Source organism: Alcaligenes faecalis (assembly GCF_002443155.1).
Lineage (GTDB): Bacteria > Pseudomonadota > Gammaproteobacteria > Burkholderiales > Burkholderiaceae_B > Alcaligenes > Alcaligenes faecalis.
This window is the reverse complement of sequence record NZ_CP023667.1, coordinates 761181-778144: the sequence shown is the minus strand read 5'-3', so window position 1 is coordinate 778144 and position 16964 is coordinate 761181. Positions and strand designations below refer to the sequence as shown.

The 16964-nt window shown below is 58.0% G+C and carries 16 protein-coding genes; 13 read left to right on the top strand and 3 right to left on the bottom strand.

Annotated features, from left to right (window positions below; all coding sequences use genetic code 11):
• The first annotated feature begins 110 nt into the window (after nucleotides 1-110).
• The 3 genes from CPY64_RS03575 (at nucleotide 111) to CPY64_RS03565 (ending at nucleotide 2197) form a co-directional block, all read left to right on the top strand.
• Nucleotides 111-722: a tetratricopeptide repeat protein gene (locus CPY64_RS03575; protein WP_223254082.1), complete on the top strand. Its 612-nt coding sequence runs from the start codon at nucleotides 111-113 to the stop codon at nucleotides 720-722.
• Between the two features lie 169 nt (nucleotides 723-891).
• Complete coding sequence (locus CPY64_RS03570) at nucleotides 892-1401, top strand: peptidylprolyl isomerase (protein WP_045931048.1); 510 nt, start codon at nucleotides 892-894, stop codon at nucleotides 1399-1401.
• Nucleotides 1391-2197: a UDP-2,3-diacylglucosamine diphosphatase gene (locus CPY64_RS03565; RefSeq protein ID WP_042483965.1), complete on the top strand. Its 807-nt coding sequence runs from the start codon at nucleotides 1391-1393 to the stop codon at nucleotides 2195-2197. The genes CPY64_RS03570 and CPY64_RS03565 overlap by 11 nt, the downstream gene beginning before the upstream one ends.
• Before the next feature lie 925 nt (nucleotides 2198-3122).
• Here CPY64_RS03565 and CPY64_RS03560 read toward each other — a convergent pair.
• The 3 genes from CPY64_RS03560 to CPY64_RS03550 are packed head-to-tail and all read right to left on the bottom strand — an operon-like array spanning nucleotide 3123 to nucleotide 6443.
• Complete coding sequence (locus tag CPY64_RS03560; protein WP_042483962.1) at nucleotides 3123-3983, bottom strand: undecaprenyl-diphosphate phosphatase; 861 nt, start codon at nucleotides 3981-3983, stop codon at nucleotides 3123-3125.
• Between the two features lie 26 nt (nucleotides 3984-4009).
• Complete coding sequence (locus CPY64_RS03555; RefSeq protein WP_042483959.1) at nucleotides 4010-5593, bottom strand: TerC family protein; 1584 nt, start codon at nucleotides 5591-5593, stop codon at nucleotides 4010-4012.
• A gap of 58 nt (nucleotides 5594-5651) precedes the next feature.
• Entirely contained in the window at nucleotides 5652-6443 is a 792-nt protein-coding gene (locus CPY64_RS03550; protein WP_042483955.1) for an inositol monophosphatase family protein, read from the bottom strand.
• A 108-nt stretch (nucleotides 6444-6551) separates the two neighbouring features.
• Here CPY64_RS03550 and CPY64_RS03545 point away from each other — a divergent pair, with 108 nt between their 5' ends.
• From CPY64_RS03545 to CPY64_RS03500, 10 genes are all read left to right on the top strand, one after another.
• A complete protein-coding gene (locus tag CPY64_RS03545) occupies nucleotides 6552-7400 on the top strand; it encodes an RNA methyltransferase (protein WP_086060130.1) in 849 nt (282 codons plus the stop codon).
• 145 nt (nucleotides 7401-7545) lie between these two features.
• On the top strand, nucleotides 7546-8316 hold the full coding sequence (locus tag CPY64_RS03540; protein ID WP_042483953.1) for an IclR family transcriptional regulator: 771 nt from the start codon (nucleotides 7546-7548) through the stop codon (nucleotides 8314-8316).
• A gap of 558 nt (nucleotides 8317-8874) precedes the next feature.
• The gene (locus CPY64_RS03535; RefSeq protein WP_042483948.1) at nucleotides 8875-10284 is read left to right on the top strand and encodes a short-chain fatty acid transporter; all 1410 of its coding nucleotides are present in this window, start codon (nucleotides 8875-8877) and stop codon (nucleotides 10282-10284) included.
• A gap of 9 nt (nucleotides 10285-10293) precedes the next feature.
• Entirely contained in the window at nucleotides 10294-11574 is a 1281-nt protein-coding gene (locus CPY64_RS03530) for an amidase (protein ID WP_052362924.1), read from the top strand.
• Nucleotides 11575-11631: 57 nt separating this feature from the next.
• Complete coding sequence (mdcA, locus tag CPY64_RS03525; protein ID WP_042483944.1) at nucleotides 11632-13314, top strand: malonate decarboxylase subunit alpha; 1683 nt, start codon at nucleotides 11632-11634, stop codon at nucleotides 13312-13314.
• A gap of 34 nt (nucleotides 13315-13348) precedes the next feature.
• Nucleotides 13349-13699: a malonate decarboxylase acyl carrier protein gene (gene mdcC / locus CPY64_RS03520; protein WP_042483942.1), complete on the top strand. Its 351-nt coding sequence runs from the start codon at nucleotides 13349-13351 to the stop codon at nucleotides 13697-13699.
• Nucleotides 13696-14598: a biotin-independent malonate decarboxylase subunit beta gene (locus CPY64_RS03515; protein WP_042483939.1), complete on the top strand. Its 903-nt coding sequence runs from the start codon at nucleotides 13696-13698 to the stop codon at nucleotides 14596-14598. Before mdcC ends, CPY64_RS03515 begins: the two co-directional genes overlap by 4 nt.
• Nucleotides 14595-15308 carry a biotin-independent malonate decarboxylase subunit gamma gene (gene mdcE, locus CPY64_RS03510; protein ID WP_042483936.1) on the top strand — a complete coding sequence of 238 codons (714 nt, stop codon included), beginning with the start codon at nucleotides 14595-14597 and terminating at the stop codon, nucleotides 15306-15308. The genes CPY64_RS03515 and mdcE overlap by 4 nt, the downstream gene beginning before the upstream one ends.
• Nucleotides 15308-16012: a malonate decarboxylase holo-[acyl-carrier-protein] synthase gene (gene mdcG / locus CPY64_RS03505; protein ID WP_042483934.1), complete on the top strand. Its 705-nt coding sequence runs from the start codon at nucleotides 15308-15310 to the stop codon at nucleotides 16010-16012. Before mdcE ends, mdcG begins: the two co-directional genes overlap by 1 nt.
• Nucleotides 16002-16964 (top strand): triphosphoribosyl-dephospho-CoA synthase, encoded by a 963-nt coding sequence (locus tag CPY64_RS03500; RefSeq protein ID WP_080723736.1) that lies wholly within the window; start codon nucleotides 16002-16004, stop codon nucleotides 16962-16964. The genes mdcG and CPY64_RS03500 overlap by 11 nt, the downstream gene beginning before the upstream one ends.

The window sequence follows — 16964 nt, the reverse complement described above, 5'->3', positions numbered from 1 at the left end:
TGGTCTTCAAGCCAGATTTTATAGGCGCCCCCTCTGTGTTCAGTACACCTAGACGGACTCGGTTTCTCGCTCCTTGCACCCTGGCCCTTTTTCTGGCCCTGGGTCAAACCGTGAGCGCCCAATCCCTGCCCGATTCGCCCCCGTCCAGCGCGCGAGTGAACGATCCCCTGCTGGATATCGCCCCCGAACCTGAACGTGGCTGGAAAGGTCTGGCCCGTGCCCTGGACGTTCTCGCCCCCAGTGTTGATACGTCTTTGCCGCTTAGCGCCGCTGAGGTCAGCCAGCGCATCAGCACCCTGATTGCCCAGGGTCGTCATGCCGACGCCTTGCAGGCTATTGAAAAACAGCTGGCGCAGCGCGAGGACCGTGGCGAACCCGGTGCCAATGTGCAACTGCTGTTTTTGAAAGCACGCGCCCTGTCGGCCAGTGGTGACCACAATGGCGCCATCAGCCTCTACCAGAACATGACCACCTATTACCCGGAGCTGCCCGAGCCCTGGAATAATCTGGCGGCTGAATACATTGCGCAGGACAAGCTGGACCTGGCCCTGGAAGCCCTGAAAATGGCCCTGACCGCCGATCCATCCTATGCGCTGGCTCGCGCCAATATGGGTGAAGTCCAACTGATGCTGGCCAATGACACTTACCGTCAGGCCGCCGCCAGTGGTGTGTCCAAAGCAGCCCAGCGTGCGCAACAAACTGGCCAAATTCTGCAACAATAAGATTTTTCCTTGACTGGGTTATCCCTATCTTATGTTTGCAAGCACATTTCAATGGTGTGATCAGGCTCGCAGCTTGCGCACCCTGCTTATTGCTGCCTGTATGGCTATGCCTATGATGAGCAGTCCGGCCATGGCAGCAGATTCTTCCACTTCTTCTGAAGGCACTTCTATGAGCACCTCTCCACGCGTCCAACTGCAGACGAACCAGGGCACCATCCTGATCGAACTGAACGCAGAAAAAGCCCCCAACACCGTAGCCAACTTTGTGGACTACGTGTCCAGCGGTTTTTACGACGGCACCGTGTTTCACCGTGTGATCAACAACTTCATGATCCAGGGCGGCGGCTTTGAGGCCGACATGAAGCAAAAAGCGACCAACGCTCCTGTCAAGAACGAAGCCGACAACGGTTTGAAGAACGACAAGTACACCCTGGCCATGGCTCGCACGTCCGACCCGCACTCGGCTACCGCTCAGTTCTTCATCAACGTGGCTGACAACGACTTCCTGAACTTCACCGCTCCTACCGCCAATGGCTGGGGCTACGCCGTATTTGGCCGCGTGATCGAAGGCATGGACGTGGTCGACAAGATCAAGACCGTGCGCACCGGCAACAAGGGCTTCCACCAAGACGTGCCCGTTGAGGACGTCGTTCTGGAAAAAGCCACGCTTGTCGAATAAGCTCACGCTTACGGGCAACATCTGGATTGCCGCGGACCTGCATCTGGGTCCGGACAATCCAGACACCGTCCAGGATTTCCTGCAGTTTCTGCATTCCGCCCAGCATCAAGTTAATGCCTTGATTCTGGGCGGTGATATTTTCAATGCCTGGATTGGTGACGATCAAATTGCCCACCCTGCCCCCTGGCTTGCTCAAGTCAGTGAGGCGCTGCGCACGTTTGCGCAGCAGCATCCGCTTTATCTGATGCGCGGCAATCGCGACTTTCTGCTGGGCAACACCTACGCCCGCCATGTCCACGCCACGCTATTGCCGGATCAAGTCATCTTGGACACCTCGGCCGGTTTGATTCTGATGTCACACGGCGATGAGTATTGTCTGGACGATCTGGCCTATCAACGCTTTCGCTATTGGGTACGCAAACCCTGGCTGCAAAAGCTGTACCTGGCCTGTCCGTTAAGTCTTCGCCAGCGCATTGCCGACTCTGCCCGTGCGGGTAGCCAGCGCGGCAAGCAATACAAATCCAAAGAGATCATGGATGTGCAGCCTGCGGCCATTGTGGCGGCCTGCGAGGCACACGCTGTGCACGCCATGGTACATGGCCACACACATAGACCCGCCGTGCATGACATTCCCGGCTTCGAACCGGTACGCCGATGGGTACTACCGGATTGGGAGTCTGACTCCTCAGAAGGAGAACGGCGTGGCGGTTATATCAGTATTGAAGGTGTACAGCTCTGTCTGCACCAGTGGGGGCAAGAGGATCAGTGTCAGACACTGGGACCTCAGCAAGTTTGACTTCGTTGATTCCGGCTGTAGGTAGTTGGTTTTAAGCTGGGGGCTTGCCGTCGGTTCATGGGATGAAAAACTGCTGATTTCTTGTGGACGACAGCTAAAGGCTGCAGGAATCAAGGTGGCTGCATAAGCATTTTTAAGGGGGCAGCTGGGCTCGACTTGGCGGGTCTCCGGCCCGTGCTGCGCACGGGTTCCCTGGTCTCTTGCAGTATCCAGGCGCCCTGACTCGCCCGTCGAGCCCAGCTGCCCCCTTAAAAACGCAAAAGAGACCGTATTTCTTGCGGCCAAAATGTCTTTTCCTGCTCCCTATCACGTAACAGTCAACAACTGGAGCCCTGCTAAAAACTACCCCATGAGCAATGCAAGGCTGCTTGTCCCCACCTCACTGTGAGCCTCTCGGTTCGTCTGCCCCGGTATCCGGAGCGGTTCAGACTGCTTGCCGCAGGCGGTGTTCGGATACGGGATGCAAGTGCCCTTCTGTTTGAGCGGGGCGCTTGTGTCTTGTCCGGGGGACAAGACACCCCGCGAGTTAAGGGCACGCCCGTATCCGAACACCGACAAGGGTACCGGTGCGCAGCACCGGCAAGTAGTCAGCCCGGATACCGGGGCAGACGAACCGAGAGGCGTCTTGCTGAGAACAAGCTCCCTTCAATGAAGCGCAGCAACGCCTCAAAGCCAAACCAAATCAAATCAAATCAAATCAAATCAAATAACAGACTACACACCCGCTATTTGCTCATAACCCCCTGAACACAACAGCCACAAAAAAATGCCAAGCAAGTTAGTACATAGCTAAACAGATAGATGGGTGGAGAGAAAGAAAAAGCATGTGTGCATGGAAGCTATTTACCAAGCCCCACCACAAAGAAAAATCCCCGCTGGCAGATAAACCAAGCGGGGATCTCGAACCAGCCAAGGCGGCGAAGATCTAAGTCATCAACCACACAAACAGTACTCCACCCAAGGCAATCCGATACCAGGCAAAAGGACGATAGGTGCGGCTGGACACAAAGCGCAGCACGGCCTTCACCAGGAACAGTGCGCTAAAAAAGGCAGCGACAAAACCCACAATAATTGCGGTACTCTGATCAGAGCTTAAGGACGCACCGTTGCGATACAGGTCATAAACCGTGGCGGCCAGCATGGTGGGCATGGCCAGAAAGAAAGAAAACTCCGTGGCCGTCTTGCGCTGAATACCGGCCAGCATGCCGCCAATAATTGTCGCCCCTGAACGTGAGGTGCCGGGCACCATGGCCACGCACTGGGCAAAACCCACGACCAATGCCTGCTTCCAGGTAATCTCCTCCAAAGCAAAGGCCGTAGCCTTTTGCGAAGTGGCGGTTTCACCCTGGTCGCTATCTGCCGTGTGCTTCGCATACTGTGGCTTGCGCTCTACCCACAACATCAACAGCCCCCCCAACACCAGCGTGAACACAAACACAATCTGGTGATGAAACAAGGCTTTCACATACTGAATCGTCAAGGCACCAATGACAGCAGCGGGCAAAAAGGCGATCAGCAAATTGCGCGTGAACATCATCTCGGTACGGTCACCGCGCAAGGTTCCCATGATCAGCTGAATCAGACGGGCACGGAAAATCCAGACCACGGCCAGAATCGAACCGAACTGAATCACGACCTCGAACACCTTGGCATCGCCCGAGGAAAAATCGATCCACGACCCAAGAATCAGCAAATGTGCCGTACTGGAGACAGGAATAAACTCCGTAATACCTTCGACAATCCCCAGGAACAGGGCCTTCAACAAATAAATGGTTTGCTCGGTCATGTTGTGTGAATCAAAGCCAATAAAAATTAAGACGCCAGGAAGGGATCGATTTGTTCATCATCATAGGGCGCACGTTCCAGACTGACCTGGGAAATACGACGCCCTTCCAGTTCTTCCACCTTGAAGCGATATACCGCATCGCTCTGCTCAAGAACACACACATCCCCCACCTTGGGCAACTGTCCGAAACGCGTCAGAAGATAGCCCGCCAACGTTGCATATTCTTCGTCCTCATCGACCAAACCATCCACACCCAGCATCTGTTCAAGATGGTGCAAGTCCGTCGAACCATCCAACAGCCAATGGTCTTGAGATTCCTGAACAATATCGGGTGTCTCGTCCTCGCTGGGAAAGTCGCCCGCAATCGCCTCGAAAATATCCAAAGGCGTCACCAGCCCTTCAATGGTGCCGAACTCGTCCGTCACCATGACCAACTGACCGCGGCTTTGCTTGATGGTTTCCATCAGATCCAAAATCCCGATGGACTCATACACAAAGACCGGCTGACGCAATTGGTCCACACGGATATGACCATGAATCAGCAGGTCTGCCAGTAACTCTTTGCTTCGACCAATGCCAATAACCTCATCGAGCGAACCGCGACAGACCGGCACCATGCTATGAGGTTCCTGCGTCATTTTTTCGCGCAGCACTTCCGCAGAGTCCTGAATATTCACCCAGGTAATGGCATTGCGCGGCGTCATCACCGAATGCACGGTACGCTCGGACAAAGTCAGCACACCGCTGACCATATTGCGCTCTTCCTGACCAAACACCATTTGCGCCGATGCGCCGGGCAGATCCGGCCCGATGGCAGCCTCTCCCGAGGCAGGACGCTTGCCCAACATGCGCAGCACGGCCTCGGCCGTACGCTCACGCATGGGCCGGCCCGCCTGCAACATGCGCAACTTGCGACGCGCCAGCTGGTTGAACATCTCGATCAGGATGGAGAAAGAAATGGCCGCATACAGGTAACCCTTGGGTACATGTACACCAAAGCCTTCGACCAGCAAGGAGAAGCCAATCATCAACAAAAAGCCCAGGCACAGGATCACTACCGTAGGCCGGCTGTTGATATAGGCAGTCAACGGCTTGGAGGCCACCAGCATGATGCCAATGGCAATGACCACCGCCGCCATCATGATGGGCAGATGCTCGACCATGCCCACCGCGGTAATGACCGCATCGATGGAGAACACGGCATCCAGGACCACAATCTGCGCCACGATCACCCAGAAGCTGGCATACATGCGCGAGCCGGAGGCATGAGCACTGCGGTTCTCAATACGTTCGTGCAGCTCCAGTGTGCCCTTGAACAGCAGGAAAAAACCACCCACGATCATGATCAGATCACGGCCTGAAAAATCCAGACTAAATATGGAGATCAAGGGATCGGTCAACTGCACCAGATGGGACATGACCGTGAGCAAGCCAAGGCGCATCAGCAAGGCCAGTGACAGGCCCAGCACACGAGCCCGGTCGCGCTGCGCCGGAGGCAGCTTGTCGACCAAAATTGCAATGAACACCAGATTATCGATGCCCAGCACAATTTCCAGAACTACCAGTGTGAGTAACCCAACCCAGGCGGTCGGGTCCATCAACCACTCCATCTTTGCTCCTTGGCGCTGTGACTAAAAGAACACCCCGGCAATGCCGGGGTCCAGGTTCTTAATCTTGCAGGTGCGACAACATCTGAATAAAGATCTTCGGGCTGGCGGCAATCACGTTGCCGGTTTCTTTCCAGGTTTGCTCGCCTTCAAAGTCGCCCACCAGACCACCGGCTTCTGTCACCAGCAAAGTGCCGGCAGCCAGATCCCAGGGTTTCAGGTTGACGGCGCAGAAACCATCCAGACGACCAGCGGCCACGTAAGCCAAATCCAAAACCGTTGCACCCACGCGACGCACGGCCGCACATTCGGCCAGCATATCGGCAAATGGGGAGGTGGATTTCACGCCTGCACCCGAATCCGGCACGTGCGCACCGATCAAGGCATCGTGGTAACGAGTCTGGCCCGACACACGAATACGGCGGTCGTTCAGGAAGGCACCACCGCCACGGCTGGCCGTGAACATTTCATTGCGGTTGGTGTCGTAAATAACGGCATGGGCAGCCTGGCCACGGTGCATCAGGGCAATCGAAATCGCGTAGCACGGAAAGCCGTGGATAAAGTTGGTGGTGCCATCCAGCGGATCAATGACCCACTGGTATTCAGGAGTGCCTTCGCCTGCGGGTTCCAGCGGTGGACGCTCGCCCGTTTCCTCTCCGATAAAGCCGTGATCGGGGTAGGCTTCGCTCAACACTTCAATGATGGCTTCCTCTGCTGCGCGATCCACTTCCGTGACATAATCTTTAGGGCCTTTACGCGCAACCGACAGGTGCTGGAGGTCTAGACTGGCGCGAGAGATAATGGTGCCGGCACGGCGAGCCGCCTTGATGGCGGTATTGAGCATCGGGTGCATGGAAATTCCGTTTTTTTAACAATAATTGAGCCTGCCTGGCGTGCCCTGTTGCAGGGCAAAATCGCGTGAGCAGACACAGGAAGCGTAGCTTCAAAGTAGCTATTTTAAATGACTCAGACGCAAGCATCGGCATTTGATGATAATTTTCACCGGGTTCGCTTCATTATGGTGCAACCCAGCCACCCTGGAAACGTGGGCGCAGCAGCGCGAGCGATCAAAACCATGGGCTTTGGCGATTTATGTCTGGTCGACCCGCTAGACCCGGACGTTGCACAAAACCCTCAGGCAATCTCGCTGGCCAGCGGTGCCGTGGACGTTTTGGAGCAAGCAACAATTGTTCCCACCCTGGCGCATGCGCTGGAACCCGTCACCCTGGCTTTTGCTCTGACGGCCCGCCCTCGCTACCTGGGACCACCGGCTGCTGATATACGCCAGACAGCCGAACTGAGCCGTGAGCATCTGCGCCAGCACGCCGGAACCGTCGCCATTGTGCTGGGTACTGAGCGCGTCGGACTGACCAACGAGCACATCAGTCAGTGCCAGTACGTCTGCCATATTCCGGCCAATCCTGAATACAGCTCCCTGAATGTCGCCCAGGCTTTGCAACTGGCCGCCTGGGAATTGCGCTACGCCCTGCTGGCTGAAAGTGGTGCCAGCCTGCTGCCCAATACGGAGGGCAAGGCAGACCCCGGCAAGGAGCTGGCGCCTCAAGCCAAGGTGCAAGCCTTGCTGCAACACTGGGAACAGGCCATTGAAAGCGTCAAATTCCTGGACCCCAAGCACCCCAAAAAACTGGTGCCCCGCATGCAGCACCTGTTCGGGCGCGCCCAGCTGAGTCTGGACGAAGTGGATATGTTGCGCGGCCTGTGTACCGCCATGATCAAGACCGCGAAAACAGCGGGCCACCCCATCCCCGAACAGCGCAAAGACGAATCGGCTGGCCCGGAACAGCGCTAAAACCCGCATTCAAACGCTCTGCCCCGCTTGCCCGCTGCAGCCAGCGGGCATTGTCTTTTATGAGCGATCACACAGTGGACACTTTCTTGGCTGGCGTATATTCTTACTGAGTTACTTTTTCGGTAAGCAATAGCTGTTTTCAAGCATGAACACTCCCGAGACCGTAGAACCGCAGGATCAGGCCGGGCCGCGTACCTTGCAACGCGGCCTGCTGGTGCTCAAGACTTTGCAGAATCATCAAGGCAAAGGGCTGAGCGTCACTGACCTGTCGCGCGCCACGCAACTGCAACGCCCCACCATCTACCGGCTGCTGGCCGCCCTGATCGATCACGGTCTGGTCCAGAACAGCAGCCATAGCCGTCGCTACAGCGCCACGCGCCAGGATCAGGGCCTGTTTGGGCTGGACCCGCGCGTCACCATCATGCAGCCCATCATGCAGGAGCTGGCCCAGCTTACCGGCGATGCGGTCTTTCTGGTGGGCCGCGATGGCGACGACTCCGTCAGCCTGTGGCGCGAAATCGGCCCCTACCCAGTACAGATTCTGGCTACTTATGTGGGCAAGCGTCAGCCTTTAGGCGTGGGTTCCGGTGGCATGGCCTATCTGGCGACCTTGGGCGATGAGGCCATCGAACAGATTATCGAGCGCAATGCCAATCAGCTGGACCAGTACGGCGGCATGACCCAACGCGAGATGCGTCAGCTGGTCACCAATACCCGCATTCGTGGCTACTCGGTTGTAGGTAATTACGCTGTGCGCGGTGCCTTGGGTGTGGGCTGCGCTCTGTGTGACCACAAAGGCCGCCCCATTCTGGCCATGAGTGTCACAGCTATTACCGAACGCATGCCTGCGCCGCGTCAAAAAGAGATTGCCGGTCTACTGCGCGAGGCCCTGGATTCAGTGGCGGACAAGTTTTAGGTCCCCGCAAGCGTCCTATCTCTTCGGTCCAGCACCGTTAAAACTCCTTGAAAGCACACAGAGCATTCTGTGTGCTTTTTTTATGTCTCAACCAGTACTCCCACTCTTTCTCCTCTTCCTTTAATCACCCACTTCTGCCGTGCAACTGGAATCAAGCTCTTAGCTCTGACGGTCAGAACCTGAGTAAAAGCCTTGCCTATCCCCCTTCGCTCTTTGCCCTCACAGTCCCCCCGTTGGAAAACGTAGTCCCATTTCAAACAGCGCCCTATCCGCCATTCAAATTGATCCTCTAATCAGTTCGTTTTAGCTAAATATCTCCACACCAGAAAAAACAGCCGGCCTTATAGCCGCAGCAGCCTGTCCACACGCTCCCCCCCTCTTTCCCTAGGGTTAACGCCTCATCGTTTCGCCCCGCGTAAATAAAACGACATTTGCTTTATTGATCCACGCACTAGCCTGTCGCTATCTTGTGGGCACAACGATAAGCCCCCTAAGGGGGAACACCATAAGCCGACCCACTAGCCAGGTCGGGGAGACAAAAACAAGGATAAGTTCATCATGAACACCACTGCTACCATCGCGGCCAAACCCAGGCCAAACTTGCTGACCCGCTTTACCAATATCTGCGTGCGTTACGTAGAAAAGTGGATGCCGGACCCGTATCTGTTCGCCGTCATCCTGAGCTTGCTGGTTGTAGGACTGATTACCCTGTTTGTTGATGGCGCCACCCCCGGAGGAATGGTGGACGCCTGGTATCGCGGGGTATGGGGACCCAAAAGCATTTTCACCTTTGCCCTGCAAATGGTGTTGATTCTGGTGACGGGCTACACCCTGGCCGAAGCACCACCCTTGAAACGCGCCATCATCTGGTTGGCTTCCCGTGCCCGCACCCAGGTTGAAGGAGCCCTGCTGTGCTTTGCCGTGGGCTCGATCTTTTGCCTGTTGAACTGGGGCCTGGGTCTAGTGGCTGGTGCCCTGGTCGCGCGCCAGGTTGCCCGCCGTCTGCCCAATGTGCACTTTGGTTATCTGATTGCCTCGGGCTATATGGGCTACCTGCTCTGGACTCAAGGTCTGTCCAGCTCGATTGCCCTGGCCAATACCGACCCCAACAGCCCCATCAACGTCATCCATCAACTGACCAGCATGACGGTGCCTTTCAGCCTGACCATTTTTCAGCCCTATAGCTGGATTCCGGTTGTGGCTCTGATCATCCTGCTGTTTCTGACGATCTGGCGCATGGAGCCGGACTACGCCTTGCCGCCCGACCCGGCCGTCTTTGCGGACATTGAGAAAGACCTGCCCAAAACCAAGCCCAGCACTCCGGCCGAAAAGCTGGAAAACCTGTGGATTCTGAACGTGCTGTTCTTTGCCGCGGGTATGTACTACTTCGTGCGCAGCGGTTTTGCGCTGAACATCTCATCCATGATCATGCTGTTTACCGTCACCGGTGCCCTGCTGCACTGGACGCCTATCCGCTTTATCAAGTCCTTTGTCGAGTCCGCCAAAACGGCAGGCCCGCTGATTCTGCAGTACCCGCTGTACGGCGGCATCATGGGCTTGCTGGCCTATATCCCCATGGAAGGCGGCCACGCGCTGGAAGAAATTCTGTCCTCCGCGCTGGTGACCGGGGCCAATGAATACACCCTGCCCTTCCTGACCTTTATTGCCTCCATCATCATCTCGCTGTTTGTGCCTTCCGGTGGCGGACACTGGGGTGTGCAAGGCCCCATCGCCGTGCAGTCGGCCCTGGCCATTGGTCAGGACAGCCCCGCCTATCTGGGCCTGATGTCCATGGCCGTGGCTTTTGGTGAAGCGGTGGCCAATATGATCCAGCCCTTCTGGCTCCTGCCTGTTCTGGCCATTGCGCGCCTGAATGTACGACAGGTCATGGGCTTTACCGTCGTGGCCTTTCTGATTGGCACCGTCATTTTGACGATTGCTATTCTTATCGCACCCTTCACGCTCTAAGGACGAGCCATGTCTGTGAATGATTTCGCTACCCGAAACACGACATCCAGCCAGGAGGCGGCTGAAGCGGCGATTGCCCGCTACGAGCAAACCGAGGAGCTGATTCAGGCCTTTGCCCATCTGGACAAGGAGCAGGTACGGCGTGTCGCCCAGGAGCAGGAGAACAACACCGGCCCCTTGAAGGGGCTAGTCATCGGCATCAAGGATTTGATCAATACGGCGGACGCTCCGACCACCTATGGTTCGCCTATTTATCGTGATAACCGCCCCACTCAGGACGCCGCCATTGTGCAGGCCCTGTGTGCGGCCGGTGCCGTGCCATTTGGCAAAACCGTTACCACGGAATTTGCCTTATTCAGCCCGCCCAAGACCTGCAACCCTTGGAATCTGGAGCACACACCAGGCGGGTCCTCGTCCGGCTCGGCCGCCGCGGTGGCCGCCAATGTGGTGCCGGTGGCCTTGGGCACCCAGACAGCGGGGTCCGTGGTACGCCCTGCCACCTTCTGCGGGATTTATGGCTTCAAACCCAGCTTCGGCGCCCTGCCCAGCAGCGGCTTGAAAACCATCAGCCCCTCTTTGGATACCGTGGGAATTCTTGGCCAACGCCTGGACGATGTGCGCCGCGTTTTCAATGCACTGCGCAGCACGCCAGAAGTATCGCAAGTCCTGCTGCAAGCCCCTTTGCGCCTGAGCTTTTTGCACACGCCCTGGTGGGAGGATATTGCCAAGGATCTGCGTGACCGGCTGGAAGCGAGCATCAGCCTCCTGGAAACGGATGACGGCCAGTTTGAAGTTCAGCTTAGTGACAAGGACAGCCTGTTTGGCGAACTGACCCACGCGCAGCAAGCCGTCATGGGGGCTGAAGTGCTAATCCATTTAAGCCATGAACGCCAACAACACCTGGAGCTGCTCTCGCCTGCTTTGCAGACCTATCTGGACAAGTGCGCGCAGACCCAGCCCGCCGAACTGATCCAGGCCCAAGGTCTGATCAATCAGGTCAAGCGCCATCCCGAGCTGATCTTCGGCGACGCGGACCTGATCCTGAGCGCCGCCGCCTTGGGCGAGGCCCCCACACGCGACACCACCGGCGATCCGGTGCTGTGTCGTGCCTGGACGGCGCTGGGCATTCCATGCATCAACCTGCCCATCGGCTTTGGCAATCACGGGCTTCCTTTGGGACTGCAAGTGGCCGCCCGCCCCGGGCAGGACGATCTGCTGCTGGAAGCGGCCGCCCGTATTGCCCATCGCCTGGGCACATTAACTATCGCGTTGCCTGAACTCCGATCCTGAAGGGTCAGGCAGCTTGTTTAACGGATCACATCGACAGAGGTATCACAGAGAAACCCAATGACGGACAGCAACTGGAATCTTAAGAATCAAGCCCGCCAGCAAAGACTGCAACGTGCCAGCCGCGCACTGGGAGACTCTTTGCAAGGCAAAATATGCAGCACGGATAAAGCCAGCACCTTGCTGGAAGCCGTATTACAAGTAGGAGATCGAGTATGTCTGGAAGGCAACAACCAGAAGCAGGCCGACTTTCTGGCCGATGCACTGGTAGGAGTCGACCCAGCGCAGATTCATGACCTGCACATGGTGCAATCCGTGCTGGCTTTGCCCCAGCATCTGGATGTATTTGAAAAAGGCATTGCCAATCGCCTGGACTTCAGCTTTTCCGGCCCGCAAGGTGCGCGCCTGGCCAGGCTGGCCTCGGCAGGACGGCTGAACATCGGTGCCATTCATACCTATCTGGAGTTGTTTGCCCGTTACTTTGTAGACTTGACCCCGAATGTCGCGCTCATCGCGGCCCAGGCCGCCGATGAGCAGGGCAATCTGTACACCGGCCCCAATACCGAGGACACCCCGGCCATTGTGGAAGCCACCGCGTTTTCGGGCGGCATTGTCATCGCCCAGGTCAACGAGCTGGTCGATAGCCAGACCACCCGCCTGCCGCGCGTGGACATTCCCGCCGACTGGGTGAACTTCGTGGTGCCCGCTCCACGCCCGCACTTTATTGAACCGCTGTTTACCCGCGACCCCGCTCAGATCAGCGAAATACAGGTCCTGATGGCCATGATGGCCATCAAGGGTATCTACGCGGAATACGGCGTGCAACGCCTGAACCACGGCATCGGTTTTGACACCGCCGCCATCGAATTGCTGCTGCCCACTTACGGGGAGTCGCTGGGCCTGAAAGGCAAGATTTGCCAACACTGGGCCCTGAATCCTCACCCTGCCCTGATCCCGGCCATTGAAGCCGGTTGGGTGCAGTCGGTGCATTCCTTCGGCTCCGAGCTGGGCATGGAAAACTATCTGCGCGCTCGCTCCGATGTGTTCTTCACCGGGCCAGATGGCAGCATGCGCAGCAACCGCGCTTTCTGCCAGGCCGCGGGCCACTATGCCTGCGATCTGTTCATTGGCTCCACCTTGCAGATCGACCTGCATGGTAATAGCTCCACCGCCACGCTGGGCCGTATTGCCGGTTTTGGGGGCGCACCGAATATGGGCGCGGATGCACGCGGTCGTCGCCATGCCAGCCCCGCTTGGTTGAAAGCCGGGCAAGAGGCTCGTCAAGGACGCCAGGGCGCAGCCGGTACGCCGCGTGGCCAGAAGCTGGTGGTACAGATTGTGGAAACCTTTCGCGAGCACATGACCCCCGCTTTTGTGGACACCCTGGATGCCTGGACCCTGCAAGAACAGACCGGCATGGATCTGCCTCCCATCATGGTGTATGGCGACGATGTCACCCACATCCTGACTGAAGAAGGCATTGCCAATCTCTTGCTATGCCGTACCGACGAAGAACGCGAGCAGGCCATACGCGGCGTTGCCGGCTACACGCAAGTGGGCCTGGGCCGAGATGCGCGCATGGTCGAGAACCTGCGCGATCGCGGCATCATCCGTCGCCCCCAGGATCTGGGCATAGACCCTCGTCAGGCCACACGCAATCTATTGGCCGCACGCAGCATGCGGGATCTGGTTCAAGCCTCCGGTGGGCTGTATCAACCCCCGGCACGCTTCCGTAACTGGTAATGGCCCGTCACGCTATTTGCATTAGGAGATCACGATGACAAACATTCCTCACGGCCTGGAAACTCTGGCCTACAGTTTCAAGGGACAAGAGCCTATTGGCACCTTCCAGCCTGTGCTGGTGGGCGTCGTGGGTTCGGGCAATCTGGAAGTGCTGGCCGAGCCCAAGGACAGCCCCGAATGCACCATCCATATTCATACCTCGGCGCGCGGTTTCTCCACGATCTGGGATGCGGTGGTGCGGGACTTTCACCAGCGCCATCCGCTGGCCGGTATCCACTTTGACATCAACGATATGGGGGCCACCCCTGCCGTGGTCAGCCTGCGTCTGGACCAGGCCGCCAGCGAAGCACTGGCGCGTAGCCAAGCACAAGGAACCCAGTTATGAGCAGTTATCTGGAATGTTCTGCCCGCCAGCGCGTCCAGGCTTTGTTTGACGCCAACAGCTTTCACGAATGGCTGCCCCCTGCCCAACGCTTGAGCAGCCCCCATCTGGCCCAATTGGGTGTGCCCTCTTCCTTTGATGATGGTGTAGCTATCGGCCATGCCTTGCTGGAAGGGCAGACGGTTTATGTGGCCGCGCAAGAAGGCGAATTCATGGGCGGTGGTGTGGGCGAAGTTCACGGCGCCAAGCTGGTGGGACTGCTGCGCCGCGCCATGATCGACCGCCCTGCTGGGGTGGTGCTGCTGCTGGAGTCCGGTGGTGTGCGCTTGCACGAAGCCAATGCCGGTTTGATTGCTGTCTCCGAAGTGATGCGCGCCTTGCTGGATACGCGCAATGCCGGTGTGCCGGTGATTGCTTTGGTCGGCGGGCAAAACGGTTGCTTTGGTGGCATGGGTATTGTGGCCCGCTGCACCAACCACCTGATCATGAGTGACGTGGGCCGTCTGGCCATGTCCGGCCCGGAAGTGATTGAAGCCTCCCACGGAGTCGAAGAATACGACTCCAAAGATCGTGCTTTGGTCTGGCAAACCAGCGGTGGGAAACACCGCTGGCTGACCGCCGATTGCGATGACCTCGTACCTGACACCGTGGCCGCTTTCCGCGCCGCAGCCGTACAAGGTTTGAAGAATCCGGCGCGTGGCCCGGCGACCCTGGAAGAGCTGGAACAGGAGCATCAGTTGCTGGCACAACGCGCGGCCCTGCTGCCTGTAGAGCAATGGGATCACACCGAGAATCAGGCCCAGACCTTGTGGCAAGCGCTGGGGCTGGAACAAAGCGATCAAGTCGGGCAGATGGACGCTGCAGCCGTCAAAGCATTACGCAGCCAGGAGGCGCTGTCATGAAATGGGAAACTCTGGTGCAATCGCTGTTCGATACGCAGCACAGCATTAGCGAACAGGATTTGTTCTTGCAGGGCGATGCCGAATTTGATGGTCAGACCCTGACCGTTATCGGCACCACCGAACACGCCCCCATCGGCGTGGCCCTGGCCTTGACTCAGGCACAGGCCGTGCTGGACACCATCAAGAACCATCCTGGCCGCAGTCTGCTGCTTTTGGTCGATACTCAAGGTCAGCAACTGCGCCGCCGCGATGAGCTGCTGGGCATCAACCGCGCCATGGCTCACTTGGGCATGTGCCTGGATCTGGCCCGACGCAAAGGCCACAAGGTTATTGGGCTGGTGTACGACCAAGCCCTGTCCGGTGGTTTCATCACCTCCGGCCTGATTGCCGATGCCTGCTATGCCGTGCCCGAAGCCGAAATTCGCGTCATGCGCATTCCTGCCATGGCCCGCGTCACCAAGCTGCCCGAAGCCATGCTGGAAGAGCTGGCGCAGTCCAATCCGGTCTTTGCGCCCGGCGTAGGCAATTATGTGGCCATGGGAGGCATTCAGTCTGTCTGGGACAGCAGCTCGCCAGAGCAACTGCGTGCTTCCTTGCGGGCAGCACTGGCTCAATCCAATGATCAGGATCGCCGCGCCAGCGATGGTGCCGAACGTGGTGGCCGCCGCCTGGCTGCCCAGATCATTGAACAGGTCTTGCAGGCATCCTGATGAACGCCCAGCTGCCCGCTCGCCGTCACCACCTGATCACGCTGGACAACACAGCCTGGGATCAGGTGGTGACTGATCTGGAGCTGACCAGCCACGTCTGCCAGAGCCTGCGTCAATGGCAGGCTCGAGGCTGGCCGCTGGTCGTCAGCCGTCAGCCAGGCGAACTGCGTAGCGGACAGTTGCAAGTGGGCATTCCTTTACCGAGCGATTGGGGGCGGCAACGTCTGTCCCTGATCGTTTCCCAAAACCAGAGCCTGTCTTGGGGCAGTTTCCCCCCCGCCCATGAAGCCCAAACCTTATTGCCAGCCTCCTTGGCGCAAGACTGGCTGAGCTTATGTCAGCGTATGCAAGCACATGGCTGCACGGCTCAGGTCTATGGCAGTTATGGCTGGGAGCTGATCACAGGACAGGGCTATGTGCGTGAAGGTTCAGACCTGGATTTGCTGCTACCCGTGCAGAGCGCCACGCAAGCAGATCGTCTGGTGGAGCTATTAAGTGCAATCAGCGAATTGTCCGGTTTGCCCCGCCTGGATGGCGAGTTACTGTTCCCCGATGACGCCGCCATTGCCTGGCGTGAATGGCAGCAATGGCGCAGCGGTGCCAGCAGCAAAGTGATGATCAAACGCACTCATGGTGTACGTATTCAGGCGCACTCGGACTGGCCCGAGCACGCTCCTGCTCCGGAGTCCTCTCATGCTGCTTGATGCAATTGAAACCAGAACATTGGCGCCTCGCCCCACTGCCGCCGACTTCATGGATCCATCCCGTTCCTGGAGTTGTGCGGCCATAGGCCGTGCGGCGGTTCTGGCGCTGTATGACGAGCTGATTCTGGCTCCCAAACCGGGGCTGGTTTCCTTGCTCGACAGCGGCAGCCATGACGATATGGATGCCAGCACTTTTTATCGCAGTCTGTTTGCCCTGCGCCATTATTTTTCTGACATGGCGGCTCTGGGCCAACAGCGTGTTCCATTCAGCCAGCTGCAAACTCGCGGGATTGCAGCGGAGGCTCGCATGCAGGCGGCAACCGGGGGCATCAATACCCACCGTGGCGCCATCTTCATGCTGGGCCTGCTGTGCGCAGCCGCAGGCGCTTGCCTACCTTTTCGCACCCTGACTCCCGCCACGATTCGGGACCAACTTCAAACATTATGGGGGGCGGCTTTACAGGCCCGCAGCCTGCAAGCTTCGTCCGCACTGCCGGGCGGACGGGCGGTACGCCGCTACGGCTTGCAAGGCGCGAACCAGGAAGCAGCCCAGGGCTTTCCCACCTTGTTTGAAACGGCCTGGCCCGCCTGGCAAGTCGCTGTCAAAACTTTGTCTCCGCACAGCACACCAGTGGCAGAACAGCAGTTGCAGACCGTGGGTTTGCATACCTTGTTTTCTGTCATGGCGGTCCTTGACGATAGTAATCTGGCCCATCGTGGCGGACTGGAGGGGCTACACTACGCGCGCCGCTGCGCCGCGCAATACTTGCAGGCAGGCAGTGCGTTTACCCCGGATGCTGTGCAGCGCGCGCAAGCCATGCATCAAGCCTTCATGAAACGCCGCCTGTCCCCCGGAGGCGCTGCCGATACCCTGTCGGCCTGCTGCTGGCTGGACCGCTTGCAAGCCTATGCACCCGGTGGTGCCAGCCAGCGTCGCCCTACTGGAGCCTGA